23 protein-coding genes and 1 tRNA gene are annotated in these 24,390 nt (G+C 67.3%); 13 read left to right on the top strand and 11 right to left on the bottom strand.

Annotated elements, in window-relative coordinates; genetic code table 11:
• Positions 1–8 precede the first annotated feature (8 nt).
• A complete protein-coding gene (locus tag LuPra_RS22610; protein ID WP_110172852.1) occupies positions 9–629 on the top strand; it encodes a hypothetical protein in 621 nt (206 codons plus the stop codon).
• A 613-nt stretch (positions 630–1,242) separates the two neighbouring features.
• Here LuPra_RS22610 and LuPra_RS22605 read toward each other — a convergent pair.
• Together LuPra_RS22605 and LuPra_RS22600 are read right to left on the bottom strand one after the other, a co-directional pair.
• Positions 1,243–1,318 (bottom strand) — tRNA-Thr (locus LuPra_RS22605).
• A gap of 77 nt (positions 1,319–1,395) precedes the next feature.
• On the bottom strand, positions 1,396–2,148 hold the full coding sequence (locus tag LuPra_RS22600) for an arginyltransferase (RefSeq protein ID WP_234800511.1): 753 nt from the start codon (positions 2,146–2,148) through the stop codon (positions 1,396–1,398).
• An 89-nt stretch (positions 2,149–2,237) separates the two neighbouring features.
• Between LuPra_RS22600 and LuPra_RS22595 the strand changes: the two genes are divergently transcribed.
• Positions 2,238–2,948 carry a 3-keto-disaccharide hydrolase gene (locus LuPra_RS22595; protein ID WP_157899546.1) on the top strand — a complete coding sequence of 237 codons (711 nt, stop codon included), beginning with the start codon at positions 2,238–2,240 and terminating at the stop codon, positions 2,946–2,948.
• A gap of 291 nt (positions 2,949–3,239) precedes the next feature.
• Here LuPra_RS22595 and LuPra_RS22590 read toward each other — a convergent pair whose 3' ends face one another.
• From LuPra_RS22590 to LuPra_RS22575, 4 genes are all read right to left on the bottom strand, one after another.
• A complete protein-coding gene (locus tag LuPra_RS22590; RefSeq protein WP_110172851.1) occupies positions 3,240–5,534 on the bottom strand; it encodes a hybrid sensor histidine kinase/response regulator in 2,295 nt (764 codons plus the stop codon).
• A gap of 106 nt (positions 5,535–5,640) precedes the next feature.
• On the bottom strand, positions 5,641–6,627 hold the full coding sequence (locus LuPra_RS22585) for an N-acetylglucosamine-6-phosphate deacetylase (protein ID WP_110172850.1): 987 nt from the start codon (positions 6,625–6,627) through the stop codon (positions 5,641–5,643).
• Positions 6,620–7,933 carry an MFS transporter gene (locus LuPra_RS22580; RefSeq protein WP_157899545.1) on the bottom strand — a complete coding sequence of 438 codons (1,314 nt, stop codon included), beginning with the start codon at positions 7,931–7,933 and terminating at the stop codon, positions 6,620–6,622. The genes LuPra_RS22585 and LuPra_RS22580 overlap by 8 nt, the downstream gene beginning before the upstream one ends.
• Positions 7,934–7,938: 5 nt before the next feature.
• Complete coding sequence (locus LuPra_RS22575; protein ID WP_110172848.1) at positions 7,939–8,694, bottom strand: glucosamine-6-phosphate deaminase; 756 nt, start codon at positions 8,692–8,694, stop codon at positions 7,939–7,941.
• Positions 8,695–8,804: 110 nt separating this feature from the next.
• Here LuPra_RS22575 and uvrA point away from each other — a divergent pair, with 110 nt between their 5' ends.
• From uvrA to LuPra_RS22560, 3 genes are all read left to right on the top strand, one after another.
• Positions 8,805–11,792 (top strand): excinuclease ABC subunit UvrA, encoded by a 2,988-nt coding sequence (uvrA, locus tag LuPra_RS22570; RefSeq protein WP_110172847.1) that lies wholly within the window; start codon positions 8,805–8,807, stop codon positions 11,790–11,792.
• A 44-nt stretch (positions 11,793–11,836) separates the two neighbouring features.
• Entirely contained in the window at positions 11,837–13,093 is a 1,257-nt protein-coding gene (locus tag LuPra_RS22565; RefSeq protein WP_110172846.1) for a HEAT repeat domain-containing protein, read from the top strand.
• Between the two features lie 207 nt (positions 13,094–13,300).
• Positions 13,301–13,933 (top strand): DNA-3-methyladenine glycosylase, encoded by a 633-nt coding sequence (locus tag LuPra_RS22560; protein WP_110172845.1) that lies wholly within the window; start codon positions 13,301–13,303, stop codon positions 13,931–13,933.
• A gap of 102 nt (positions 13,934–14,035) precedes the next feature.
• Here the strand turns inward: LuPra_RS22560 and LuPra_RS22555 are convergent, their stop codons facing one another.
• The gene (locus LuPra_RS22555; RefSeq protein WP_110172844.1) at positions 14,036–15,163 is read right to left on the bottom strand and encodes a S1C family serine protease; all 1,128 of its coding nucleotides are present in this window, start codon (positions 15,161–15,163) and stop codon (positions 14,036–14,038) included.
• A gap of 1 nt (position 15,164) precedes the next feature.
• The gene (locus LuPra_RS22550; protein ID WP_110172843.1) at positions 15,165–15,551 is read right to left on the bottom strand and encodes an Hsp20/alpha crystallin family protein; all 387 of its coding nucleotides are present in this window, start codon (positions 15,549–15,551) and stop codon (positions 15,165–15,167) included.
• 83 nt (positions 15,552–15,634) lie between these two features.
• Between LuPra_RS22550 and efp the strand changes: the two genes are divergently transcribed.
• Entirely contained in the window at positions 15,635–16,198 is a 564-nt protein-coding gene (efp, locus tag LuPra_RS22545; protein ID WP_110172842.1) for an elongation factor P, read from the top strand.
• A gap of 89 nt (positions 16,199–16,287) precedes the next feature.
• Positions 16,288–16,869: a thymidine kinase gene (locus LuPra_RS22540; RefSeq protein ID WP_237050665.1), complete on the top strand. Its 582-nt coding sequence runs from the start codon at positions 16,288–16,290 to the stop codon at positions 16,867–16,869.
• A 140-nt stretch (positions 16,870–17,009) separates the two neighbouring features.
• Here the strand turns inward: LuPra_RS22540 and LuPra_RS22535 are convergent, their stop codons facing one another.
• Positions 17,010–17,570 (bottom strand): hypothetical protein, encoded by a 561-nt coding sequence (locus tag LuPra_RS22535; RefSeq protein ID WP_110172840.1) that lies wholly within the window; start codon positions 17,568–17,570, stop codon positions 17,010–17,012.
• A gap of 63 nt (positions 17,571–17,633) precedes the next feature.
• Here LuPra_RS22535 and LuPra_RS33985 point away from each other — a divergent pair, with 63 nt between their 5' ends.
• On the top strand, positions 17,634–17,756 hold the full coding sequence (locus LuPra_RS33985; protein WP_257724471.1) for a hypothetical protein: 123 nt from the start codon (positions 17,634–17,636) through the stop codon (positions 17,754–17,756).
• 14 nt (positions 17,757–17,770) lie between these two features.
• Here LuPra_RS33985 and LuPra_RS22530 read toward each other — a convergent pair whose 3' ends face one another.
• Together LuPra_RS22530 and LuPra_RS22525 are read right to left on the bottom strand one after the other, a co-directional pair.
• Positions 17,771–17,983 carry a hypothetical protein gene (locus tag LuPra_RS22530; protein WP_110172839.1) on the bottom strand — a complete coding sequence of 71 codons (213 nt, stop codon included), beginning with the start codon at positions 17,981–17,983 and terminating at the stop codon, positions 17,771–17,773.
• Positions 17,980–18,699 (bottom strand): CDP-alcohol phosphatidyltransferase family protein, encoded by a 720-nt coding sequence (locus tag LuPra_RS22525; RefSeq protein WP_234800510.1) that lies wholly within the window; start codon positions 18,697–18,699, stop codon positions 17,980–17,982. Before LuPra_RS22525 ends, LuPra_RS22530 begins: the two co-directional genes overlap by 4 nt.
• 5 nt (positions 18,700–18,704) lie before the next feature.
• Between LuPra_RS22525 and uvrC the strand changes: the two genes are divergently transcribed.
• From uvrC to scpB, 5 genes are all read left to right on the top strand, one after another.
• Complete coding sequence (gene uvrC / locus LuPra_RS22520) at positions 18,705–20,684, top strand: excinuclease ABC subunit UvrC (protein WP_110172837.1); 1,980 nt, start codon at positions 18,705–18,707, stop codon at positions 20,682–20,684.
• 121 nt (positions 20,685–20,805) lie between these two features.
• Positions 20,806–21,474, top strand: a complete 669-nt coding sequence (locus LuPra_RS33415; RefSeq protein ID WP_234800509.1) for a site-2 protease family protein — start codon at positions 20,806–20,808, stop codon at positions 21,472–21,474.
• The gene (trpS, locus tag LuPra_RS33410) at positions 21,471–22,460 is read left to right on the top strand and encodes a tryptophan--tRNA ligase (RefSeq protein WP_234800508.1); all 990 of its coding nucleotides are present in this window, start codon (positions 21,471–21,473) and stop codon (positions 22,458–22,460) included. Before LuPra_RS33415 ends, trpS begins: the two co-directional genes overlap by 4 nt.
• Positions 22,460–23,293, top strand: a complete 834-nt coding sequence (locus LuPra_RS22510) for a segregation and condensation protein A (RefSeq protein ID WP_110172835.1) — start codon at positions 22,460–22,462, stop codon at positions 23,291–23,293. Before trpS ends, LuPra_RS22510 begins: the two co-directional genes overlap by 1 nt.
• Entirely contained in the window at positions 23,290–24,390 is a 1,101-nt protein-coding gene (gene scpB / locus LuPra_RS22505) for an SMC-Scp complex subunit ScpB (protein WP_110172834.1), read from the top strand. Before LuPra_RS22510 ends, scpB begins: the two co-directional genes overlap by 4 nt.

The raw sequence follows: 24,390 nt of genomic DNA, 5'->3' as shown, positions 1-24,390 counted from the left end.
GGGCAGACATGGAGTGGCGCAGGTCGCAGGTCAGTAAACAGGTGACTGTTCCGGTGCGTTCGGCGGAGGGGGCGCGAATGCAGTTAAACGCAGAACTTGTAGTGGCGGTCGCGGCACTGGTGATCGCAGTTGCATCGGCGGCAGTCAGCTTCTTTCAGCTTTCCACGATGCGACAAGACCTGACCCTGAGCCACAGGGCATGGGTGACCATCACCGAGGCGAAGTACTTCGACGTTGAAGCAGGAAAAGTACCCCGCGTTCAGATCATGATTCGGAACCATGGCAGTACGCCTGCTGTGGGTGTCGCCGTGGCGGGCGCCGTCTACATGCGGGCCAAACCTGATGACGAGGCTGCGGACCTGACGAAGGGGCAGCTGCCGAAGACACTGATCATCGGACCCAGCGAGACGGTGACCTCCGTGCTCGACATGGACGCGAGCATTCCGAACCAGAGCTACGTGGATGCTCTCTTGGATGGTCGAGTGTCGCTGTTCGCTACCGGAGTGCTCTACTACTTCGACGTTTTTGGGGCGAAGCACTCGACGGTCTTCTGTTTTCAAGTGTCAGGGGCACCTCCGGTTGACAACGCGATGCATGGGTGTCAGCAGGGCAGGAACTCGCTGAATTGATGCAGCAATGCGCCTAGTGGTCGTGGCAGGCGCTGGCAGGCCTCAGGAGCGACGAACGCCAGCCAGTGCGGCTGGTGGGCAGGCTGGTGCCTTGTGGTGCGCTCCTGGTTGCGTTTTTCCTGCGTGGCTGGTGGCTGGTGTGATCGGCCAGCTGGCAGATCATCGGCCCGAACGCTCGGCACGGCTGGCAACACCCGATCCCGTGTAGGACCGGCTGGCCACTTTGGCCGCTGCCTAGGACAGCATCTACACCCTTGTGTCTGTCTTTATGAACCCCGAACACTCGCACCTCTCGCATCCCCTCTTCATGGGCTTCCGTTCCATCGAGGGAAACGACATTTCAAAGTGCAGACGGCGCGGGTGCCCGCACCTGTCGCATGCGACCAATCCGTCGCGCCTCTCGCTGTTCACCCAGAGGCCAACGATGAGGCCAAGTAGTAGTAGTGGCGCGATGTCGGAGATGTCCATCAGTTGAACTCGCTGTGTGGCTTGGACCTGAGTGGCCCCGACTGGCGTCCCCGGCTGGACCCCATGTGGACCCCAGCGATCAGATCCGAGCCCATCCGCCCTTGGTGTGAGCTGTCGTAAGTGCTTGTGTGAGAGGTGTTTAGCTTGGAGCCGACGGCCGGACTTGAACCGGCGACCTGCTGATTACGAATCAGCTGCTCTACCAACTGAGCTACGTCGGCGTACGAGGCCCTGACGCCGGCGGGCGCCGGCGGAACAACCGGACAAGTCTACCACAGCCGCCCCACCATCGAGCCCGCTACGGGTCGTTGCGACGAGGCGCCGCAGGGACATCCGGCACACGCTCGAACCGGGTCCAGACGCCCTCGATGCGCCGCTCGTGCGGGACGAAGTTCGCCTTATACGACAGGTGCGCCGACTCGGCCACGTACAGGCCCAGGTACAGGTGCGGGATCCCCTCGGCGACGCAGTGCTGCCACTGCTTCAGGATCGTGTACGTGCCGGGGCTGAAGCGCGCGTCATCCGGATCGAAGCAGCAGTACACGGCCGAGAGCGATCGCTCCCCGCGATCGGCCACGGCCACCGACACGAGTCGGTCGCCATCCCATAGCGAAAACTCCACGCTCTCGCAGCAGGTCTCGACGAGGAACGCGGCGTAAGTCTCGACGTCGGTCGTCTCTTCGTGATCGTCGCTCGTCGTCAGGCCGCGGCCCCACTTGTGGCGCGCGTAGAGCGCGGCACGCTGTTGGTCAGCAACGGGGCGGCCGATCTCCAACCGGAAGCGGGCATCACCGGCGCGCAGTGTCCGGCGGTGGGTCGCCGACGGCGTGAAGTCGCTGACGGGAATCCGGATTGGCTCGCAGGCCTGGCAGGCAGGGCAACTCGGACGATAAAGGAACACGCCCTGGCGACGGTCGCCAGCGGCGAGCGCCGCGTCGACCTCGGCCCGGGTGAGCGGCCGCGCGGGTACCCTCAGCGGCAGACGCGCCACATGGCCGGCGAGATACGGACACCGGTCCAGCTCGTCGTACACGATGAAGGTCGCGACCACTGTTGGTATGGTACGCCACCGAACGCGTCTCGCAGGGGACCGGTGGCCCGCCGCGCCGACTACGGCAGCGCTGCGATATAGTCCCGCGCATGCGATTCTTCCGCCCTCTCTCGTTCGCCCTCGTACTCGTCGCCGCGACCCCGCCATGCGTTTCCGCGAAGCAGGCGCCGCCGGCCGCCCAGACCCCGGCGACGCCACAGACCGCCCAGACCCCCCGCACGCCGCGCCCGACGCTGCCCGGCGAGCAGTGGGAGCAGATATTCAACGGCAAGGACCTCGCCGGCTGGCAGAAGATCGGCGATGAGCAGTGGACCGTCGAGACCGGCGGTGTCCTGCACGGCGTGGCCGTGACCAAGGCCTACGGCTACCTCCGCACCGAGAAGAACTACAAGGACTTCCAGCTCGCGATGCACTTCAAGTGCGACGGCGACGGCAACAGCGGCGTGTTCTTCCACTCCGAGTTCAAGCCCGGCACGCCCACCATCACGCAGGGGCTGCAGTTCGAGATCGACTGCCAGGCGATGCACCACACGGGTGGCCTCTACGGCGACGGGCGCAACTGGATCGTGTGGCCCAAGCCCGAGGACGAGATGGTCGTGCGGCGCGGTGCGTGGAACGAGTACAACCTGACCGTGGTGGGCAACCACTACATCTCGCGGCTCAACGGCGTGGTGCTCGTGGACTTCGTCGACCCGCAGCCCAAGTCGTTCGACGGCGGCATCTCCCTGCAGCTGCACTCGGGCGGCAGCGGCGACATGAAGTTCCGCGAGATCTGGATCCGCGACCTGACGCAGCGGTGACCACAACCGAGGCCCCCGGCGGAGCCGTCCAAGTCCAGACCCAGCTCGCGGCTGCACGGCGTCACCCTGGGATTGCGTGTGGTGAGAATGCCTCGAGCGCTCCGCGCCGATTCGTAGCCGTCGACCTTCCACCGTCGCCAAGGCTACGGCGGACAAGTCAGGTCGACGGCAGCGTCACCGCGGCATTCGCAGCGCTCCGGCTCGCGAGCGGAACGGCTCGCGCGCCCGCCTCCGACATCCTGCACTCGACATTCCGGCATTCCGGCATTCGCGTAGCCGCGCGTCGCACGGCTACGCGTGCGGCACGCGGCGCCGTGCCTCGGCGAGCAGGTCGTGCAGTGTGACGGCCAGGTCGCGCAACGAGAACGGCTTGGCGAGCCGCCCGGCAAAGCCCACGCTCTGGTACTCGGCGAGCAGACCGGTGTCGGCGTAGCCGCTCATCACCACCGCGCACACGCGCGGGTCGTACTCCCGCAACTGGGCCAGCGCCTCGGCGCCGCCCATCCCGCCGGGGACCGTCAGGTCCATGACGACCGCATCGTACGGATCGTCGGACTCCATCGCCATCAGGTATCGCTCGACCGCCATCTCGCCATCCGAGACGATGTCGGGCGTGTAGCCCAACGTCTTCAGCATCGATGCCGTCACCGTCGCGATCGAACGGTCGTCGTCCATCACCAGCACCCGCCCCTTGCCGTGCGGGATGGCCACCGTCGGCGCTGACGGCACCGGGGCGACGCGCTTGATGGATCGGGGCAGCAGGATGTGGAAGACCGTACCCGTTCCGATGCTCGACTCGGCCTGCAGCAGGCCGCCGTGATTCTTGATGACGGCGTGCGAGACCGCCAGCCCCAGCCCGGTGCCCGACGGCTTGGTGGTGAAGTACGGATCGAAGATCCGCTCGAGATGCTCCGGCGGGATGCCCACGCCCTGGTCCCTGATGCTGATGCGGACGAACTGACGCACCGCACCCGGCATGTCCAGCCCCGGCGAGAGGCGGGCATTGCCGCAGGACACATGCACCTGGCCGCCGCGCGGCATCGCCTGCTTGGCGTTGAGGACGATGTTGTGGACGACCTGCTCGATCTGGCCTTCGTCGGCATCGACGGCCCACATGTCGGGTGCCACTTCGACCGAGCAACGCACGTTCGATCCGCTCACCGCGAACCGGACCGTGGCGTCGACGAGCGGCCCGATGTGCATCGGCCGCTTCACCGGGTCGCCGCCGCGCGAGAACGTCAGCAACTGGTGGGTCAGCGTGCGGGCCCGCAGGCACGCGCGCTCGGCCTCCTCGAGCCACGTCGCGGTCTCGCGCGACAGCGTCTCGTCGCTGCGCGCCAGGGCGATGTTGCCGACCACCGCGGTGAGCACGTTGTTGAAGTCGTGCGCGATGCCGCCCGCCAGCACGCCGAGCGATTCCAGCTTGCTGGCCCGCACGCGCTCCTGCGTCAGGCGCACGCTCTCGGTGATGTCGCGGACGACGAGCACCACGCCGACCTTCTGGCCTTCACCATCCGACATCGCCGCGCCGGTCAGGTTCACCGAGAGCCGCGCCCCGTCGGGCGCAATCAGCGACCCGTTGGTCTCGGCATCCGGCATGCGACCTGTGTCGAGGATGCGCGCGACCGGCACTTCCTGGACGGTCGCCCCTTCCGGATCCCAGAGGCACAGCACGTCGTCGATGGCCCTGCCGATGGCCTTCTCCTGCGTGCGGCCGGTCAGTTCCTCGGCAACGACGTTGAGCATCGTCACCCGACCCTGCAGGTCGGTGGTGATCACGGCGTCGCCGATGCTGCGCAGCGTGACCGCGAGGCGTTCCTTCTCGGCCGCGAGATCCTCACGCGCACTCGCATGCAGGTCGGCCATCGCCTGCACGCGCTTCTGCTCGTCGTGCAGCCGCCCGAAGTACACCTTGTACGAGTGATAGATGAACGCAACCGGGACCAGCACGAAGAGAACGACACCCCACTTGCCCGCGGACGCGACCAGCGTCGCGAGCGAGACCACGCCGGCAGTCAGGAAGTAGCCGGGCGCCGTCCACAGGAAGTTGTCGTGCCAGCACCGCCACAGCGGCTGTCCGGTGGACACCGCGACGGCCGTCGAGACGATGAGCGAATTGGTGAGGAAGTACGCGGCGGTGGCGCCGATCAGCGGGCCGATGTCGAGCGCCTGCCCGATGTCCCCGAGCTGGCCACCAAGCAGGAGGAACGTGCTGCCGGCGGCACCGACCGACAGCACGAGCATCATGCTGTTGAACAGGTGTCGCCACAGCGGCGAACGCGTCTTGCTGTGGAACGCGGACTGGACCCAGCCCGAGACGGCGGCGATGACGAGGGCCGGCCCGACGCCGGTCGTGAGCATCGCCACGAAGAGCGCAGCGAACGACGTCGACATCGTCGCCCACCCGCGGGCGAGCGGGACGTGAATCTTCAGTGCCGACAGGGCTGCAGCGAGCGCCAGCAACCCGGCGACCACGAACGGGTTGTCCCTGACGCTGGGTAGCGCCCAGGCCAGCAGGGCAAGCCCCGCCAGCGTGACGCTGCTCACGTAGAGCGTCAACCAGCGCTGTGTCTTGGTCGTTTGCACTCGTGTCCCGCCGCCGCCCCCATCGCTACCTCAACTATCGGTACGACGGGTCGTGCGCATCATGGTGCGCGGAGCGGACGCGCGAAGACAAGAGTAAATCCGAAGATCAGCCGATCGTGTCGGGCCTGAACGCGACGTGCGTGACCTCGCTGGCGTCGTCGCTCCAGACCACGTGCGACTCGCCTCGCGGCGCCATTCCAAGGTACTCGGCCGGCAGTGTTGAGGCCATGGCCCAGACAACCCCCATATCTAGGGATACCCATCGATAGGTGAGGCCAACGGCACGAGGCATCGTGAGCGCGGATCCTGCCAGCGTCAGCGATCCCGCAGCGGCGACTCGTCCCGAGGGAGTAGCGATTACTTCGAGCTCGCCCAGCCGGTAAACGCCCGGCGGGGCACTGGCCGCCATCATCGCGTCGGTGACCAGCATGCAGCGTTCGACGCCCTTGGCGCGCACCATGGCGCGCACGGCGGCGGGCGGCAGGTGATGGCCGTCGACGATGAACGAGGCGTGCAGCGCATCGGTCGCCAACTGGTCCCAGATCACGTTGGGGTGCCGCGGCAGGACGGCGGGGCACCCGTTGCCCAGGTGCGTCGACATCGTCGCGCCCGCCTTCACCGCGTCGGCGATCTGATCGGTCGTGGCGTTGGTATGCCCGAGGGCGACTCGCACGCCGCTGGCGACGACGCTTTCGATGACCGGCAGGACACCGGGCACTTCGGCGGCGACGGTCACGAGTCGGATGTGGCCGTCGGCGGCATCCTGGCGCCGCGCGAAATCATCGAGCGACGGGGCGACGACACACGCGCGTGGGTGCGCGCCGCGGAAGCCATCCTCCGGCGAGATGTAGGGCCCCTCCATGTGAATGCCCGCGACGATCGGGTGGCCTGTCGCGATCAGGCGGCGAGCGCAGTCACGGAAGTGCTCGTAGGTCGAGGTGATGATCGTCGGCAGGCACAGTCCCACGCCAGTGCATTCCATGGCGGCGAACGACTGCACGATCTGTTCGATCGACACGTCGGCGTTGTAGTCGACGCCGGCAAAGCCGTTGACCTGCAGATCGACGAAGGCGGGCCCACGATGCTCAGGCACCGCTTGGCACCTGCCGGATGCGTCCGAGCTCGCCGATCAGCACCACGACCAGCAGGAACGCGATCAGATACGCCGACGAACAGATCAGGAAGATGGGCGCGTACCCCGCGTGCTGGACGCCGTACCCAATCGCCAGCTGGGTCACGAACCCCATCGCACTGCCGAGGAAGCCGCCGATACCCGTGACCGTGCCCACGGCGCGGGTCGGGAACACTTCCGCCGGCAGGATCACGTTGCCCCACGCGCCGTGACAGAACATCACGCCGGTGATGCAGATGATCGCGAGCGACGTGCCCGTCAGGCCGAGGCCGGACACGTACGGGACCAGCGCATCGATGCGGGTCAGCGCAAGGAACAGGAGCAGCGCGGCCGACGAGACAGTGAATGTCGTGAGCTTGCGGGCGCGGTTGACGCTGAAGGCGTGCCGGGTGACGAGGTAGCGCGGAATCGCGCCGGACATCACGTTGCCGACCGCGAGTGCCGCGTACGGCAACCAGCCGATCGCGGCCAGTGCGGCCAGCGAGATCCCACGCTCCTCCTGCAGGTACTTGGGCACCCAGAATTGCAGGAAGTACGTGATTGGATCGGTGAGCACGCGAGCGGCCACGCACCCCCACGTTTCCTTCATGCGCAGCAGCGTCGAGACCGCAGGCCGGCCCGCTTCGTCGGCCGCGGTACGATCGCCGAGGATCAGCGAGCGCTCGGCCTCGGTGATCCAGCGATGGTCTTCGGGCTTGTGATACAGCCACCACCAGAACGGCAGCCAGAGGAATCCGAGTGCACCGGCGAAGACGAACGCCCATTGCCAGCCGAACGAGAGCGCGATGGCGCCGATGATCGGCACCGCCAACGTCGAGCCGAGGGCGGTGCCCGCGTTGAAGATGCCGACGGCGAGGGCACGTTCCCGGATCGGGAACCACTCGGCCGCCGCCTTCACGCCACCAGGGATCACGGCCGCTTCGGCGGCGCCGAGCGCGAAGCGCGCGACCTGGAACCCGAAGACCGACCGCGCCAGCGCATGCGACATCGCGGCGGCTGACCACGCGCTGACGAAGTACAGGTAGCCGCGCCGTGTCCCGACGACGTCGATGATGCGGCCGCTGACGGCATACATGACCGCGTAGCTGAGGAGGAAGGCCGACGTGATCTGGCCGTACTGAACGGAACTGAAACCGAGATCCTTCTGGATCTGCACCGCCAGCACCGACAGCGCCTGACGGTCGAAGTAGTTCAGCTCCGACGCCAGGCACAGCAGTATGGCGATGTACCACCGCAGGTGCGGGATCTTGGTCGGCGCGCTCGACACGGCGATCAGCTACCCGCGGTGATCGTGCCGGCCTCGAGACGCGACGCGGACGCCGGATCGAGGAAGAGCCGCATGTTCGGATGTGTCTGCAGGATGGATGCAGGTACGTCCGATGTCACCGGTCCTTCGAGTGACGCCTGGACGGCGACTGACTTGCGCTCGTCGGGCACCATGCAGAAGATCTGCCGGCTCCTCATGATCTGCCGCACGGACATGCTCAACGCCTGCGCCGGTACATCGTCGAGGCCGGCGAACCAGCCTTCGCCGACCTGCTGACGCCGGCACGCCTCGTCGAGGTTCACGACGAGGTACGGCTGGTCCGTCACGAAGTCGGCGGGCGGGTCGTTGAAGGCAAGGTGACCGTTCTCGCCGATGCCACAGCAACACAGGTCAATGGGCGCCGCCGAAATCGCTGCACTCGCCGCAGCCAGGACCTGGGACGGGTCGCCTTCGCCGTCGAGCAGGTACGCCGACCCGATCGGTACACGGCTGAAGAGGCGCTCCTGCAGGTACTTCCGGAAGCTTGCCGGATGGCTCAGCGGCAGCCCCAGGTACTCGTCGAGGTGGAACGCATCCACCTGCGCCCACGGCACGTCCGTCCGCGCCACGAGCGCGTCGAGGAACGTGAACTGCGACGCGCCAGTCGCGACGATGATGCGGGCCCGCCCGCGAGCCTGCACGGCCTCGACGATGGCCTGTGCCACTTCGGTGGCCGCGGCAGCACCGAGCGCGGCAGCGTCGGCATGAACCGTGATTCTCATTGCGCGCGACTCTAGCACACGGGGAACCGCGTCGGCCCTGGGCCTGCGGCCGTCGGTCTTCGGCGGTTGCTGGCGTTCGGCGTTCAGCGTTCAGGTATGCTGATTAGTTGATGCCGACTCCCCCGACTGCGCCTATCCGGGACATCGTGGTCAAGGGCGCCCGCACCCACAACCTGAAGCAGGTGGACGTCACCTTGCCGGCGCGCAAGCTGGTGGTCATCACCGGCGTCTCCGGGTCGGGCAAATCCTCGCTGGCCTTCGACACGATCTACGCCGAGGGGCAGCGGCGGTACGTCGAGTCGCTGTCGGCGTACGCGCGCCAGTTCCTCGAACGGATGGAGCGGCCCGACGTCGACTCGATTCACGGCATCTCGCCTGCAATCGCGATCCGGCAGAAGAACAGCATCCGGAACCCGCGCAGCACCGTCGGCACCACGACCGAAATCCACGACTACCTCCGCCTCCTTTTCGCCAGGGTCGGCCGGACTTTCTGCCGCAACTGCGGTCGCGAGGTCATCCGTGAGTCGGCCGAAGTGGTCGCGCAGCGCCTCGCTGGCCTGCCCACCGGCACGCGCCTCCTGCTCGGGTTCGAGATGCCGATCGTCAGTCTCCACGTGACGGCAGCCGACGAGGACGCCGCCCGTGAGGACGATGACGACGGCGGGACGAGCGGGCGGACGACGAAGAAGGACGCGCGCCTGTCGCTGGAGTCGACGCTCGAGACGTTGCGGCGCCGCGGCTTCACACGCGTGTTGCTCGATGGCCAGATGCAGAACCTGGCCGACGTACCCCTGACGTCGCTCGAGGGCCGAGCCACGCTCGAGGTGATCGTCGACCGCATCAAGGTCGCGCCCGACGTCGTCGCGCGTCTCACTGACTCGCTCGAGGTCGCGTACCAGGAAGGCGGCGGCGCGGCCTTCGCGATCGAATTGCCCGAATCGAACGAGGGGGCAGTTCGGGCGTCCACCGAAGCTGCGCGAGCAGGCGAGACGTCCGGCAAAGCGAGGGTGGACACCACCTCAGCAGCGCCCGTTCGCCACGTCTTCTCCGAGCGGTTCGAGTGCCGGACGTGCGGCATCCCGTACGAAGTGCCGCAGCCGCGGCTGTTCTCGTTCAACAACCCGTTCGGCGCATGCCCGACCTGCCACGGCTTCGGCAACGTGATGGAGCTCGATCTCGGCCTCGTGGTGCCCAACCCGGGCAAGACCCTCACGCAGGGCGCGATCGATCCGTGGACCAAGCCGCAGTACCGCGGCTACCAGACCCACCTCAAGCGGCAGGGCCGCGAGGGCAAGGTGCGGCTCGACGTGCCGTGGGAGCAGCTTTCGGACGCGGAGCGGGCCTTCGTCGTCGACGGCGATGGCAGCTATGAGGGCGTGCGCGGCTTCTTTGCGCTGCTCGAGCGCAAGAAGTACAAGGTCCACGTCCGGGTGTTCCTGAGCCGCTATCGCGGCTACCAGACGTGCCCGGACTGCGGCGGTGCGCGCCTGCGCCGCGAGGCGCGTGACGTGCAGGTACAGACGCTGACGATCGATCGGGTCGGCGCGATGACCGTGCGAGAGGCGCTCGATTTCTTCGCGAGCCTGGCGCTGTCGGAACGCGAGGCGGCGATTGCCGACAAGCTGCAGGCCGAGATCGTCAAGCGCCTCACGTTCCTGAGCAACGTCGGGCTGGATTACCTCACGCTCGATCGGTTGTCGTCGACGCTGTCGGGCGGTGAGTCGCAGCGCATCAGCCTGGCGACGTCGCTCGGGTCGGCGCTCGTCGGCACGCTGTACGTGCTCGACGAACCGTCCATCGGCCTGCACCCGCGCGACAACCTGCGCCTCATCGGCATCCTCCGGCAGCTGCGCGACCAGGGCAACACCGTGCTCGTCGTCGAGCACGACGCTGACATGATCGCCGTCGCCGACGAGATCATCGACATGGGGCTCGGCGCCGGCGAACTCGGTGGCCGTGTCGTCTATGCCGGTTCGCTCGAGGGCCTGCGCAAGGACCCGCGATCGCTCACCGGGAAGTACCTGCGCGACGACCTCGCGATCCCCGTGCCGGCAACGCGGCGCAAGCCCACCGGGCAGAAACTGCGCGTGCTCGGCGCCACCGAGCACAACCTGAAGAACATCGACGTCGAGGTGCCACTCGGCCTGTTCACGGTGGTCACCGGCGTGTCGGGCTCCGGCAAGTCGACGCTGGTGCACGACGTGATCCACGCCGGCATCAAGCGGGCCAAGGGCGAGTACGATAAGGCCGTCGGCGCATGCCGGCGGCTCGAAGGCGTCGAGCTGGTGTCGGACGTCATCCTCGTCGACCAGGCGCCAATCGGCAGGACACCGCGCTCCAACCCGGTGACCTACCTGAAGGCGTTCGATCCGATCCGCGAGATCTTCGCCACGACCAAGGACGCGCGCACGCGCGGCCTCACCGCGAGCAGTTTCTCGTTCAACGTGCCAGGCGGTCGCTGCGACGCGTGCGAAGGCGAAGGCCAGGTGCGCGTCGAAATGCAGTTTCTCGCCGACGTGTTCGTGCCCTGCGACGTCTGCGATGGCACACGCTTCCGTCCCCAGGTCCTCGAGGTGACGTACCGAGGCAAGAACATTCACCAGGTGCTCGACCTGACGGTGCGCGAGGCGCTGCAGTTCTTCAACGGATCGCCGAAGGTGCTTCGCCGGTTACAGGTGCTGGAGGAGATCGGACTCGGCTACCTGCGTCTCGGCCAGCCCGCGACAACGCTGTCGGGCGGAGAGGCCCAGCGCGTCAAGATCGCGGCGCACCTCTCGACCCAGGGCGGCGAGCGGATGCTCTACATCCTCGACGAGCCGACCACCGGACTGCATTTCGACGACATCGCGAAGCTGCTGGCAGCCTTCCGCAAGCTCCTGGCCGCAGGGCACTCGCTGCTGGTGATTGAACACAACCTGGACGTGATCAAGACAGCGGACTGGGTCATCGATCTCGGACCTGAAGGTGGGTACGCGGGCGGCGAAGTGGTGGCCGTGGGATCGCCGGAGACGATCGTTGGCGTCGAGGCGTCTCACACCGGACGCCACCTGCGGGCCGTCCTCGAGGCTCACCAGGACGTCGTCGGACGCGACGGCTAGCTGGGTGACCTCGTCGCTGCCGACGATTGTTACACTACCTGCCGATGCGACTCCTCAAGACGACCACCCTCCTCGGTTTGCTCGCGTGCGCCCCGCCGGCGATCGCGCAAGAGGCCCCCGTGCCCGCTGCGCGCGCGTCCTATGACCAGGTCGTGACGCAACTTCGATCGGCAGCCCCCGAAAACCGACTCGATGCCTTGCGCTCGCTTGGCGCCACGGCCTATCCCGAAGCGATCGCGCAGATCAGCCAATTGCTCACCGATCCGGTGGACGACGTCCAACTCGAGACCATCTACACGCTGCTGAGCTTCTATCACGTCGAGAAGCCGGCGATCGTCAAGCGCAAGAAGGGGCTCATCGTCGAGACCCGTTCGCGCAGCGCCGCGCAGAGCATCTACGATCTCGGGCCCTATGGCCTGATCCCGCAGCCGGTTCCGGTCGAGCTCACCAACGGCCTCGCGCAGTCGATGTTCGACCAGAACCCGCGTGTGCGCATCGAGTCGGTGTACGCGCTCGGGGTCATGGCGCGCCCGCCGCTCGATGGCTATGCGGCCGACGCGTTGCCGCGCCTGTTGCAGGACACCAACGAGGACATCCGGGAAGCGACCGCACGGGTGATCGGCGGGCTGCGCGTGAGCACGGCGGGCGACGCGCTCGTGCAGGCCCTCAACGACAAGAGCACCCGCGTCGCAACCGCCGCGATGCGTGCCCTTGGCGACGTCAAGGCCTGGCAGGCCTTGACACCACTCACCGACCAGTTCACGTATCACAAGGGCAAGGGACCCCGCGCCGAGGCCGCGCTCGATGCCCTTGCGCGTATCGCGCACGCCTCGTCGCAGCCGGTGTTCGTGGCGCAACTGACCGCATCGTCTCCGAACCTGCGACGGCTGGCGGGTGAGGGCCTGGCACGCAGCGGCAACCGCGAGGCCGCGCAGCAGGCCGCGACCACCCTGGCCGGGGACAAGGAGCGCGACGTCCAACTGGCCGGGGCATTCGCCTCGGTGATGGCCGGCCCGCAGGGCGGCAGCAGCGGCGTCAGTTCGCTCGTGCAGGCGCTGGACAACGGCGCCAATCACGAGCAGGCGATGGGTTACCTCGTCGAACTCGGGGCCCGCGCGGTGCCTGGCCTCGACCAGGCGCTGGCGTCGAAGGACCCGGCGACGCGTGAAAGCGTGACGCTGGTGCTGGGCTTCATCGGCGGCGACGAGGCGCTCGTGCTGCTCGAGCGCGCCCGTGGCGACGGCGACCTGCGCGTGGTGCGTGCTGCCGAGCGCGCGATCGCGCGCCTGCGCAAGGGCTAGCGCGAATCTTCCGGGAGGATCACTGACCGTCGACCTGACTTGTCCGCCGTAGCCTTGGCGAAGGTGGAAGGTCGACGGCTACACGTTTGCGCCGCCTCCGCTACACCGTCGCGCCGCCTCCGCCCAGGCTCCGGTGCCCACGCCTGAAGGTCGACGGCTAGAGGGGGACGGGGTCCGCGCCAGACGATCTCACGCTACGCTGGAAGCGTGAGACTGCGTCCGACGCGTGCACTGGCCCCGGCCTACTTCGCGAGGCCGACGCTGGACGTCGCCCACGACCTGATCGGGATGGTGCTGGTTCATGACACCGACGATGGCATTGCCGCCGGCGTGATCGTGGAAGTCGAGGCTTACATCGGCGAGACCGATCCGGCCTGTCACGCGGCGCCCGGCCCGACGCGCCGCAACCAGCCCCTCTACGGGTCCCCCGGCGTTGCCTACGTCTATTTCAATTACGGCGTGCACTGGCTGGTCAACGCCGTCACGGAGCCGGAAGGCAGTCCGGCAGCCGTGCTCATTCGAGCGCTCGAACCGGCCGCCGGACTCGACCTGATGCGCGCGCGGCGCTCGACACGACGTGCGGACGTGGAGCGGGAGTGGACGGGCAACGATGCTGAACTCTGCCGCGGCCCGGGCAACCTGACGCGTGCGCTCGCGATTACGGGTGCGCAGAACCGTGCGCCACTCGATGGCGGCCCGCTGCGCATCGAGCAGCCACCAGGACCCGCGGGGCGCCTCCCCGTCGCGTGGAGTCCACGCATCGGCATCCGTGTCGGGCAGGACAAGCCCTGGCGCGCCTACGTGCCAGGACACCCGTCGGTGTCAGGGAGGCCGAGGTGATGCCTGATGCCTGATGCCTGATGTCCGATGTCCGCATCGTTGGTAGGGACCGCTCTCCGAGCGGTCCATCACCTCAGAACGTCAGGCATGAGGCATGAGGCATTACTGAGTCCGAAGTGGCGCTTCGGTGATTGGGACCTTGATGTCGAACTCCTCGCGGGCGCGGCGCACGCGGAGGGTCGCGACCGATCCGACCGGGGCAGTCAGCATCGAGCGCTCGAACTCCTCGGTGTTCCTGATCCCGGTGCCGTTGAAGCCGACGATGACGTCGCCGGCACGGACGCCGGCCGCCCAGGCATCGCCGGAGCGGCGCATGCGGTAGACGACCACGCCGTCGGTGGATGTCACGTTGAGATCCTGCGCGAGGCCGGGGTTGAGCGGGGCGATGCGGATGATGCCGCTGATCGTGCCGCGCTGCACCTTCCCGAACTTCTCGAGCTGGGCCGCGACGTCTCGCGCCAGGTTGCTCGGGACCGCGAAGCCGATGCCCTGGTAGCCACCGCTCTCGCTGTAGATCCAGGTGTTGATGCCGACCAGTTCGCCGCGCCGATTGACGAGGGCGCCACCGGAATTGCCCGGATTGATCGCCGCGTCGGTCTGGATGTAGTCGGCGACGACCGACATCTGCGGGTTGGTGCGGCCGACCGCCGAGACGATGCCGAGCGTGACGGTCTCGCCCAACTGATACGGGTTGCCGACTGCCATCACCCACTCGGCCACGCGCAATCGCGCACTGTCGCCCCAGATCACTGGCTGCAGACTCGGATCCTTCACGCGCAACAGCGCCAGGTCGGCGTACGGATCGATGCCGACAAGTTCGGCTGTCCGCTCGCGGCGATTCCACAGCACCACGCTCAATTGCGTCGCGTCGCCGATGACGTGCGCATTGGTGAGGATGTAGCCGACGTCTCCCGACTTCCGGATGACTACGCCCGATCCGGCGCTCTGGGTCGGCTGTTCGTCCACGAAGCCGAAGGGCAGCCGCATCTGGCGCGACCCCATCGCCGAGATGTTGACGACGCTGGGGATAACGAGCTCGGCGATGTCGGCCAGTTCCGGCAAAGGCCCGCCCGGCACGGCCGATCGCGGCGCCGGCGCAACTGGCGCCTGGGCCGCGGGCGTCGCTGGCTGAGCGGTTGCCTGCTCAGACGGCCCAATGCGCCCGGTGACGACCATGCCGGCAAAGAAACTCGCTGCAACGAGAGCGGCCGGCAGGAGGAGACGGCGCATGCTAGCCCACCTCGACGCGACGGCCTCGCGCCTCGACGGCTTTCGGCAGCGTCACGGTCAAAATGCCGTCCTTGAAGTCGGCCTGCACCGCATCCACGGCGAGCGGGGCGGGGAAGGTGAAGCGGCGGACGAACTGGCCATGGCCGCGCTCGAGGCGCACGTAACAGGCCGGCTCGCAGCCGGGGTCCGGCCGAAAGCCGCGGATCGTCACCGTATCGTGCGTGGCCTTGACATCCACGTCCGCGCGGCGCACGCCTGGCAACTCCGCAACGACGATGAAGCTGTCCTCGGTTTCGCTGACGTCGGCCGGCGGCGTCCAGCCCGAGTCGCCACGCCGGTCGGCCTGGCCAGCCCGGGTCCGGTATTCGCGAAGGGATTCCCAGCGCATGGGTTCATCGTAGCAAACCGGCGTGCTACCATCCTGCGGTTTGCGTACTCGACCGGGATCGCTGCCGGTCTGCCAGGAGTGTCATGAGTTCCGTTGCTGCCACCCGCCTCCGCAAGGGCAACCTGATCAAGCACAACAACGAGCTGTGTCGCATCGTCGAGACGCAGCACGTCACACCGGGGAACCTGCGCGGCTTCGTCCGCGCCAAGATGCGCAAGGTGAAGGACGGGATCATGTTCGAGCACCGCTTCCGCTCGGAGGACATGGTCGAGCGCGCGATGCTCGATGAACGGGAGATGCAGTACCTGTACAAGGACGGCGACACGTTCTACTTCATGGACACGGCGTCGTACGAGCAGACCGGCATGTCCGAGGAGGCGCTCGGCGACTCCATGAACTTCCTGCTGCCCGAATCCACCATCAGCGTGGAGTTCTACGAGGGCAACCCGGTCGGCATCGAACTGCCGCCCACCGTGGACCTGAAGGTGACCGACACGGTGCCGGGCATCAAGGGCGCGACGGCCAACGCCCAGACCAAGCCCGCCACGCTCGAAACCGGGCACGTCGTCACCGTCCCGGCATTCGTGGAGGTCGGCACCGTGGTCCGGATCAACACCGATACGGGCGAGTACCTCTCCCGCGTCTAGACGGCCTTGGTCATCCGGCCTTCGGCCTTCGTTTGCCCTTACCAAGCCCCAGGGCCGATGGCCGATGGCCGAGTTTTTCGAGTGTTTCGTTGACTGACCAGAGTTCCCAGCGTCCCACTCCCTCGTCCGGCTGGATCGAGGTCATCGTCGGCAGCATGTTCAGCGGCAAGAGCGAGGAGCTCATTCGCCGCTTGCGCCGCGCCCAGATCGCGAAGCGGCGCGTGCAGGTGTTCAAGCCGGCCATCGACGATCGCTTCTCGGAAACGCACATCACGTCACACAGCGAGATGCGGCTGCCGTCGATTCCCGTGCGCACGGCTGCGGAGATTCTCGACGGCGTCGCCGACGAGACCGAAGTGGTGGGCATCGACGAAGGCCAGTTCTTCGACGTCGAACTGCCGGCGGTGTGCAGCACGCTCGCGGACCGCGGCAAACGCGTGATCGTCGCGGGCCTGGACCAGGATTACCTCGGGCGGCCGTTCGAGCCGATGCCGCAGCTGCTGGCGGTGGCCGAGTACATCACCAAGACGCTGGCGATCTGCATGGTGTGCGGCGAGCCCGCCAACCACACGCAGCGGCTGGTCAAGAGCCAGGAACTCGTGCTCGTCGGTGCCACCGACTCGTACGAGGCCAGGTGCCGACGCTGCTTTGATCCCACGCTCGCCGGCTGACGCCGGCTCGCTCGCGGCAATGCCGGAATGCTGGAAGGCCGGAGTGTCGAAACCCTGCTCTCGACATTCCAGCCTTTCAGCCTTTCAGCATTGTCAGCGAAGCCGACAATGAGGCGGAGCCGCCAATGAGGCGAGTCCGCTTATGCGTCGTCGCGTTCGTCGTGCGCGCCGAGATCGAGCGCCTTGCCCCAGAAGTCGATGTCGCGACGGCCGATCTTGTCTCGAAGCAACCGCCGCGCCGCGCCGTAGAACGGCGCGGGCACCACCAGCTTGCGCGCCACCTGCTTCATGCGCGGAATGAAGAGCAGCGTGAGTTGTTCTTCCTCGCGCCAGCTCAGGCCGGCGATCTGGTGATAGGGCAGGAAGCCGTTGTCCACCCACACGCCGTCCTCGTAGAATCCCCGCCCGATCCGGATGCTCAGCGGCACGAGATAGCCGTAATACGTGAGCATCATCGCCTCGCCGAACACCGCGGTGGGTGGCAGGCGCAGGTACAGGAGCTTGACCATGAGCACCAGGCCGAGCATCGCGGCCATGGCCAGGAACAGCCCGTAATACCGCGGCTGCGGGCTCGGCCAGGTCAAGACGGCCCGCGAACGCATGCGCAGGTACCGCGCCACATCCACGAGGATGCGGACGTTGGCCACGAGGAAGCCTGCGCCGAGCAGCAGCAGGACATGGGACAGGAACGATTGGGGCACTGCACTCGTTCTATCGAAACGACAGGGCGGGATCAAGTAATGCTGAAATGCCGGAATGCGGCAATGTCGAAGGCGCTGGAACTCGACATTCCGGCATTCTCGGCATTCCGGCATCAAGTAGCGAGTGCGGCAATGTCGAAGGCGCTGGAACTCGACATTCCGGCATTCTCGCCATTCCGGCATTAATGAGCGAGGCTACGTCAGCGGCCGAGCAAGTAGCCCAACAGTCCGAGCCCCCGCGCCGTCGGGTCGCCGAGCCAGTCGGGCGGTGTCAGCCATACGAACGCGAGGATGGCGATCACCATGAGGTCGTAGGGGATCGTGGTGCGCTCGTAGCTCCAGTAGAAGATCCGCCAGAAGAACAGGAGCGGGAGCGGCAGCCGCTCCTCGAGTGCGGCGCGGTCCGGGCTCATGCCATCACCTTGCGGCCTTCGAGTTCGCGCCAGGTGTGGTAGATGCGGGCGGCGACGGTGAGCATCGACAGCACCAGGATCACCCACAGCACCGCGGCCATGCGGTTCGTGAACGCGCCGATCATGAACAGGACAATGCGCTCGGGCCGCTCCATGAAGCCGACCTTGCACTTGTCGATCAGGGACTCGGCGCGGGCACGGGCATAGCTGGTCAGCACCGTGAAGGTCATCGCCAGGGCCGTCACGAGCACGTAGTCGGCGCGCTGCAGCGAGGCGTAGAGGTAGACCAGCCCGAGAAAGAGCGCGAGGTCCGAGAACCGGTCCATGACCGAATCCCAGAACCCGCCGAATTCGCTCGCCATGCCGGTCTGGTGGGCCACCTTGCCGTCGATGAAATCGAACAGGTTGGCGGCGACGATGATGATGCCGGCCAGAAAGAAACGGCCGCGTCCGAGGGCCCACGCCGCCGCGAGATTGATGCAGACGCCGATGAACGTGAGCACGTTCGGGTGAATCCGCAGCGCGACGCAGAGACGGATGATGCCGCTCAGCGGAAACATGAAGATCGCGCCGACGGCGCTCGTGAAGGTCATTTGCCCGTCGATATAATGGAGGGTCGGGGTCGCCTCCTGCAACCCGGCCGGGGGAACATGGGCATGCGGGACCGCCTCGGCGCCGCGTCCCTGTCGGACCGGCGTCTCGCCATCGCGGTGCACTCGTCATGGCCATTGAAGACCTGAAGACCCAGATCGCACGCCTGCCCGAGCAGCCCGGGGTGTACCTCTATTGCAACCCCGCGGGCGAGACGATCTACGTGGGCAAGGCACGCGCGCTACGCGACCGCGTGCGCAGCTACCTTGGGGCGCGTGGCTCGTCACCCAAGACCGAAGCCCTGCTCGACGAGGTCACCAGCCTCGACGTCATCGTCACCGACTCGGTGGTCGAAGCGCTTGCCCTCGAGAACAACCTCATCAAGGAACGGTCGCCGAAGTACAACATCAAGCTCCGCGACGACAAGACGTACCCGTACCTGCGGCTCAGCACCTCGGAGGGTTTCCCGCGCGTGACCGTCGTGCGCCGCGTGGCCAATGACGGCGACTACTACGCCGGGCCGTTCATGCCCGCCTCGCTGGCCTGGCAGACACGCAGCCTGTCGCACAAGCTGTTCGGCATCCGCTCGTGCCGCGAGGTGATCACGGGGCAGCGGGGGCGCCCCTGCCTCGAATACGACATCAAGCGTTGTCTCGCCCCGTGCGTCGCCGCCATCTGTAGCCAGGCCGACTACCAGCACGCCGTGCGGGACGCGCGCCTGCTCCTCGATGGCCGCACCGAGGAACTGGTGGCCGACCTCGAATCGCGCATGCAGGCCGCGGCCGATGAGCAACGCTACGAGCAGGCGGCGCAGCTGCGCGACACGATCCGGACGCTCGAGACGCTACGCGACAGGCAGCAGAAGATGGCGACGCCGCGCATGGGCGACCGCGATGCCATCGGCGTGAAGCTCGGGCCCGGCGGCGCCGTGGTGCAGGTGTTCCAGGTGCGGTCGGGGCGGGTCGTGGATCGCGTCGAGATGGTGACCAACGCCGACCAGGCGCGCGACGCGCGGCTCGACGAACTGCTCGAACGGGCGGTCACGCACGCGTACACGGAGCAGGCACCCCCGCCAGAGGTGCTGTTGCCGATCGCCTTGCCGGACATGGACCTGCTGGCTGAATGGTTGTCGGCCCGGGCCGGGCGACAGGTGCTGGTGAGCGTGCCCCAGCGCGGCGACAAGAAGGCGCTCCTCGAACTGGCCGAGCGCAACGCCTCGCTGTCCTACGCCGCACGCTTCAACGCGGAGGGCGCGGCCAACTACGAGGCACTCGAGACGTTGCAGGCCGCCCTGGGGCTGGCCGCGCTGCCACGCCGGATCGACTGCTTCGACATCTCCACGCTGCAGGGCGCCGAGACGGTCGCGTCGATGGTGGTGTGCCAGGACGGTCGGATGAAACGGTCGGAGTATCGGAAATACCGGATCAGGGCCGAGTCGGGGAGTCGAGAGTCGGGAGTCGGGAATCGGGCGGCCGGACGTATCGTTCCGGTTCCGGAGGTTGTCGCGGGCATCGTCGGCACGTCAGACTTTGCGACACAAGGTCCGCGGGAGGCCGGCCCCGAGGGCGGCCTCCCCGGTGGCCGGTACCCGGAGCCCGGAGCCCGGTTCCTTGACGACTTCGCGGCCATGACCCAGGTGGTCACGCGCCGCTACCGCAAGGTCGCCGACGAGGACGGCCCCTGGCCGGACCTGATCGTCATCGACGGCGGCAAGGGCCAGTTGAATGCCGCCTACGACGCCCTCGAAGCGCTGGGGCTCGATCACCTGGTCGCCGTCGGTCTCGCCAAGCAGGAAGAGTTGGTCTTCACCCGCGACCGGGAAGACCCGATCGCGTTCGGCGATGGCACGCCGGCCTTGCGGATGCTGCAGCGCATCCGGGACGAGGCGCACCGCTTTGCGGTGACCTTCCACCGCGCGGCCCGTGCCAATCGCGACCTGCGTTCCGAACTCGACGAGGTCACGCAGATCGGTCCGCGGCGGCGCCGCCAGTTGCTGACGACATTCGGCAGCGTCGCCGGCGTGCGGCGGGCCAGCCGCGAGGAACTGACGACGGTCGTCGGCGCGAAGGCCGCCGACGCGGTGCTGCGTCACTTCGCCTCCGGCGCCTGAGAATTGCGCAATTTCAAGAATTTCAGAATTTCATCGGCAGCGCCAACCCTCGAAGTGCTGACCATGGCGGTGCAATTCTGCAATTCTGAAATTGGCTGGTACCCTACTGTCTTTGCCTACCGTGGAAATTGGCTCCATAGTTCTCGCGTTCATCGGCCTGCTGCTGGCCCTCACCGTGCACGAAGCCGCGCACGCGTGGGCGGCGTCGCGCCTCGGCGACCCCACGGCCCGCCTCCAGGGACGCCTCTCCCTCAACCCGGTGGTGCATATCGATCCGATCGGCACGGTCATGCTGCCGCTGCTGGCGTTTGCGATGAATGCGCCGATCATCGGCTGGGCCAAGCCCGTGCCGGTGGACGGGCGGTACCTGAAGCACTTTCGCCGCGACTTCATGTGGATCGCGCTGGCCGGGCCGGCGAGCAACCTGCTGCTGGCGATGCTCGCCAGCCTGCTGCTCCGCGCGCTGCCGCTGCTGCCCGCGTCGGTCGGGGCCATCTCGGTCGTCGAGCCGTTGCTGCAGTTCGCCTACGGCTTCTTCCGCGTGAACATCCTGCTGGCGATGTTCAACATGATCCCCGTGCCGCCCCTCGACGGCAGCAACGTCGTCGCGGCGCTGCTGCCGCCGCGGCTGGCGCACCAGTGGGACCAGGTGCGGCCGTACGGCATCTTCGTTCTCTACGGGCTGATGCTGACCGGCATCCTCGGCATGCTGATCTCGCCCCCGTCGGCCCTGCTGCAGGAACTGCTCCTGCCGCGCGCCGTCCTTCTCAGGCTCGTGCAACTGCTGTGACCAAGCGCGTGGTGTCGGGCATGCGCCCGACCGGGAAACTGCATCTGGGGCACCTCGTCGGGGCCCTGCGCAACTGGACCGAACTGCAGGAGCAGTACGACTGCTTCTACTTCGCAGCCGACTGGCATGCGCTCACGACCGACTATGCCGACACGAGCCGGCTGCAGTCGTACGTGATCGACAACGTGATCGATTGGATCGCTGCCGGCGTCGACCCCGAACGGTCGACGATCTTCGTGCAGTCGCTGGTGCCCGAGCACGCCGAACTGCACCTGCTTCTGTCGATGATGATTCCGATCCCGTGGCTCGAGCGCGTGCCCACGTACAAGGAACTGCAGGGGCAACTCACCGAGAAGGACCTCTCGACCTACGGGTTCCTCGGCTACCCGCTGCTGCAGACGGCCGACGTGATCATGTACGACGCGAACTTCGTGCCGGTCGGTGAGGACCAGGTGCCGCACCTCGAGCTCTCGCGCGAGGTGGTGCGCCGCGTTCACCACATGCACGGGCGCATCTTCGTCGAGCCGGAGCCGCTGCTGACGGACTTCTCCCGCCTTCCCGGCCTGGACAACCGGAAGATGAGCAAGAGCTACCAGAACACCATCGACCTGTCCGACAGTGTTGCCGACGTGGAGACCAAGGTCCGCGCGATGTACACCGACCCCAAGCGCGTGCGCGCAGACATCCCCGGCACCGTCGAGGACAACCCGGTGTTCACCTACCACGATGCGTTCAACCCGGATCACGACGAGGTCGAGGATCTGAAGACGCGCTACCGCGAGGGACGCGTCGGCGACGTGGAGGTCAAGAAGAAACTGGCGCGAGCCCTGAACGCGGCGATGGAACCGCTGCGGGAGCGGCGCGCCGCCCTCGACGCGCACCCGGAACGCGTGCGCGAGATCATCCATGAAGGCTCGCGCAAGGCACGCGTCATCGCCGTCGAGACGATGAAGCGGGTGCGCGACGCGTTGCACCTGGCGTACTGATGACCACGCCGTCTCCCGAGTTCGAGTCGTCACTCGAGCGCTTCCCCGTGAAGCTCGAGGTCTTCGAGGGTCCCCTCGACCTCCTGCTGCACCTGATCAAGAAGCACGAACTCGACATCTACGACATTCCGATCGCGCTGATCACCCGCCAGTACCTCGACTACATCGGGTTCATGCAGGACCTGCAGCTCGATGTTGCCGGGGACTTCCTGGTGATGGCGGCGACGCTGATCCACATCAAGTCGCGCAGCCTGCTGCCGCGGCCGGCGCCCGAGCAGGAAGATCCCGAGGAGGATCCGCGCGAGGCGCTCGTGCGTCGGCTCGTCGAGCACCAGAAGTTCAAGGCCGCCGCCGAACTGCTGCACGATCGCGAGACGGTCCGCAGCGCCCAGTGGTCGCGTCCCGACGAGCGCATCGCTGCGCTCGCGGGCGAGGGGCTCGACAAGGAGCCCGAACTCGAGGTCGACCTCTTCAGCCTCATGACGGCCTTCAAGGCCATCGTCGAGCGGGCCAAGCATCGGCCGGCCAACTACCTCCCGATGGAGCAGATACCGCTCGAGATGCGCATCGAGCAGTTGATGGCGCGCCTCGCTGGCGTCGAGGCCCTGGGCTTCGAGGAGTTGTTCGACGACATCGCCCAGCGGGCCGATCTCATCGTCACGTTCCTCGCCATTCTGGAGATGATTCGCCTCAAGGTGCTGCGCGTCGTCCAGAGCGGCACCGGCGGGCCCATTCGGGTGTACAAGCGGGATCGTCCCGCCGACGCGCCCCGTCCGATCGAGCACCACGAGCCCGCCGCGCGGCCGCAAGGCACGCCCGGATCGCAGTCATGAGCGACGACAACACACCCGACGTGACCGTCGAAGACGACGTCAACGCGGCCGTGGCCCCGGAGGCCCCGGCTCCTTCCAGAAGCAGGCGCGGCAAGGGCAGGGGCACGACGCCCGGCGCTCGAGTCGATCCCGCTGATGACGCGCGCACCGGCGAGGCTGTCGAGCCCGTGCCGGCGGCCGAGTCCGAGACCGGAGCCGATGCGTCCGTCCCCGAGCAGGAGGCCGATGGCGACGACGACCTCGTGCGCGAGTCGTCGATGTCGGCGAGCGCCTTCGAGGCCATCACCGGGGAACTGAAGGATCCGGAGTTGTTCGACCCCGAGGAGGTCGCCAACGCGCCGCGTGCCCCGCATCCCCTCAAGCCGGTGGTCGAGGCGCTGATCTTTGCGTCGCCGGAGCCGCTGACGCTGAAGGCCATGGGACGGCTGCTCGACGACCAGCCCCGCGAGGACATCGAGACGGCGCTGGCCGAAGTCCGCGAGTCGTACCTGCGGTCGGACGGCCTGCAACTGGTCGAAGTCGCGGGCGGTTTCCAGATCGTCACGCGTCCGGAGCTCTACGAGTGGGTGCGGCGCCTGTTCAAGGAGCGCACCACCTCGAAGCTGTCAGTGCAGGCACTCGAGACGCTGGCGGTGATCGCGTACAAGCAGCCGGTCACCTCCGGCGAGATCGCGGAGATCCGCGGGGTCAGCGCGACGACCGGCGTGCTCAACACGCTGCTCGATCGCAAGCTGGTGAAGATCGTCGGGCGCAAGCAGGTCGTCGGCCGTCCGTTCATGTACGGCACGACACGCGAGTTCCTGGACAAGTTCGGACTCAAGGACCTCTCCGACCTGCCGAAGGTCGAGGACATGTCCGAAGCGCTCGGTTTCGACCTGCCTTCGCCGGTGGGCGAGGGCGACGGCGTGTCGCTGCCCTTCGGCGACGCGGCGCCGGTCGAGCCGCTGCTGTTCGAGGACGAGGAACTGCAGGCGACCGCACCGCGGGGCGGCAGTCACGTGCCCGTGGCCCCGCCTGCGTCCACCGAGGCGCCTGCCGAGGTCAGCCTCGACACCGATGCGCCGGCGGCCTCCGACGCCCCAGACGAGGAACGCTGA

This window comes from Luteitalea pratensis (assembly GCF_001618865.1).
GTDB classification, from domain to species: Bacteria; Acidobacteriota; Vicinamibacteria; order Vicinamibacterales; family Vicinamibacteraceae; genus Luteitalea; species Luteitalea pratensis.
Note: the sequence above shows the minus strand (reverse complement) of the source record. Positions and strands in the feature narration are given on the sequence as shown.

What these genes read in the sequence shown, in the direction of transcription:
- LuPra_RS22610 (WP_110172852.1), top strand. Translation starts at nt 9, where the DNA reads ATGGAGTGGCGCAGGTCGCAGGTCAGTAAACAGGTGACTGTTCCGGTG.
- LuPra_RS22595 (WP_157899546.1), top strand. Translation starts at nt 2,238, where the DNA reads ATGCGATTCTTCCGCCCTCTCTCGTTCGCCCTCGTACTCGTCGCCGCG.
- LuPra_RS22575 (WP_110172848.1), bottom strand. Translation starts at nt 8,694, where the DNA reads ATGAGAATCACGGTTCATGCCGACGCTGCCGCGCTCGGTGCTGCCGCG.
- uvrA (WP_110172847.1), top strand. Translation starts at nt 8,805, where the DNA reads ATGCCGACTCCCCCGACTGCGCCTATCCGGGACATCGTGGTCAAGGGC.
- LuPra_RS22565 (WP_110172846.1), top strand. Translation starts at nt 11,837, where the DNA reads ATGCGACTCCTCAAGACGACCACCCTCCTCGGTTTGCTCGCGTGCGCC.
- LuPra_RS22555 (WP_110172844.1), bottom strand. Translation starts at nt 15,163, where the DNA reads ATGCGCCGTCTCCTCCTGCCGGCCGCTCTCGTTGCAGCGAGTTTCTTT.
- LuPra_RS22550 (WP_110172843.1), bottom strand. Translation starts at nt 15,551, where the DNA reads ATGCGCTGGGAATCCCTTCGCGAATACCGGACCCGGGCTGGCCAGGCC.
- efp (WP_110172842.1), top strand. Translation starts at nt 15,635, where the DNA reads ATGAGTTCCGTTGCTGCCACCCGCCTCCGCAAGGGCAACCTGATCAAG.
- LuPra_RS33985 (WP_257724471.1), top strand. Translation starts at nt 17,634, where the DNA reads ATGTCGAAGGCGCTGGAACTCGACATTCCGGCATTCTCGGCATTCCGG.
- LuPra_RS22530 (WP_110172839.1), bottom strand. Translation starts at nt 17,983, where the DNA reads ATGAGCCCGGACCGCGCCGCACTCGAGGAGCGGCTGCCGCTCCCGCTC.
- uvrC (WP_110172837.1), top strand. Translation starts at nt 18,705, where the DNA reads ATGGCCATTGAAGACCTGAAGACCCAGATCGCACGCCTGCCCGAGCAG.
- LuPra_RS22510 (WP_110172835.1), top strand. Translation starts at nt 22,460, where the DNA reads ATGACCACGCCGTCTCCCGAGTTCGAGTCGTCACTCGAGCGCTTCCCC.
- scpB (WP_110172834.1), top strand. Translation starts at nt 23,290, where the DNA reads ATGAGCGACGACAACACACCCGACGTGACCGTCGAAGACGACGTCAAC.